1 protein-coding gene and 1 pseudogene are annotated in these 1,587 nt (G+C 52.9%); both read left to right on the forward strand.

From position 1 onward, the window contains the following. Nucleotides 1-505: 505 nt before the first annotated feature. A pseudogene (locus ABZJ92_RS21800) lies at nucleotides 506-675 on the forward strand (hypothetical protein); the annotation flags it as partial. Between the two features lie 145 nt (nucleotides 676-820). Then, entirely contained in the window at nucleotides 821-1,567 is a 747-nt protein-coding gene (locus tag ABZJ92_RS21805) for an ATP-binding protein (protein WP_000788996.1), read from the forward strand. The last annotated feature ends 20 nt before the right edge of the window (nucleotides 1,568-1,587 follow it).

Genomic DNA, 1,587 nt, shown 5'->3' on the forward strand with positions numbered 1-1,587 from the left:
TCTAAAAACTAGTATTAAGACTATCACTTAAATAAGTGATACTGGTTGTCTGGAGATTCAGGGGGCCAGTCTAGATGCCAACACAAAGGCAACTAATAAAGATACAGATAAAGATCTAAAAACAGATCTAACCCATCCCAAACCCTTCCCTTCCGGAAGGGAGTTTCGGGATTTTGTGGCTGGAGTGCTTGAGGGGAGATTATCTGGCGGTACTGCAGCGGAATTTTGTAATTCTGCGGTGGTTGCGTTGCAGGCTGCTGGCCTGGATGTCTGTCGTGAGTATCCGGTGCCAGAGCGTGGTGACGGTTGCGGAGGGCGGATTGATATCGTCGTGACTGACAGGAACGGTGTCCGGTGTGGGATCGAGCTTGACCGAAATTCTCCGCGACAGAAATCACTGCTCAAAATCGGTGCTGTTGAAACCGGGATATGTGTCTTGCGGCGCAGTGATATCGCAAGGCACACCGAGCAGGGAATTCTGGTTATCGGTGGGGCTGTTCGCCAGAAAAAATTTGACCCGTTGTCAGTTGATCTGCCCGACTGGTTGTCAGAAACACTCTGGCATGAGTGGGTCCAGTTCAGGCAGGCATTGCGAAAACCGATTCGAACGGAGCTGGGCGCTAACGGGGCGATACGGGAACTGGAAAAATTCCGTCAGCAGGGTTTTACACCTGAGCAGGTGATTCGACACAGCATCGCCAATGAATACCAGGGTCTGTTCGCGCCGAAAGGTGTTCGGCCTGAGACGTTGCTCCGACAGGTTAACACCGTCTCGTTGCCGGACAGTGCGATCCCGCCAGGCTTCAGGGGGTAACAGACCATGAAAAATATTGCGACAGGAGGCGTTCTGGAGCGTATCCGCAGACTGACCCCACCACATGTAACCGCCCCATTCAGAACGGTTGCGGAGTGGCGCGAGTGGCAACTTGCTGAAGGCCAGAAACGTTGCGAGGAGATCAACCGCCTGAATCGTCAGTTGCGGGTGGAAAAAATCCTGAACCGCTCCGGCATCCAGCCGTTGCACCGGAAGTGTTCGTTTGCGAATTACCGGGCGCAGAACGACGGTCAGCGACATGCACTGAGTCAGGCGAAATCCATAGCTGACGAACTGATGACAGGCTGTACGAATTTTGTGTTCAGCGGTAAGCCCGGCACCGGAAAAAATCATCTTGCAGCCGCGATTGGCAACCGGCTGATGGCGAAGGGGCGTAGCGTGATTATCGTCACCGTGTCCGATGTCATGAGCGTGTTGCATGAGAGCTACGACAACGGCAAATCCGGTGAAAAATTTTTACAGGAGCTTTGTGGTGTTGACCTGCTGGTCCTGGATGAAATTGGCATGCAGCGGGATACGAAAAACGAGCAGGTGGTACTGAACCAGATTGTTGATCGCCGGACGGCATCGTTACGCGGTGTGGGGATGCTGACAAATATTAACCATGCAGCGATGAATACACTTCTCGGCGAGCGGGTGATGGATCGCATGGTCATGAACGGCGGGCGCTGGGTGAATTTTAACTGGGAGAGCTGGCGTCCGAATGTTAGCCATTCGAGGGTTGTTAAGTAGTTTCAGGAGGATTTATGGCG

The organism is Shigella sp. FJ200513, assembly GCF_040495915.1.
Classification (GTDB): Bacteria; Pseudomonadota; Gammaproteobacteria; order Enterobacterales; family Enterobacteriaceae; genus ECMA0423.

Bases quoted from the DNA above. Each gene is read 5' to 3' on its own strand.
- ABZJ92_RS21805 (WP_000788996.1), top strand. From the start codon at position 821: ATGAAAAATATTGCGACAGGAGGCGTTCTGGAGCGTATCCGCAGACTG.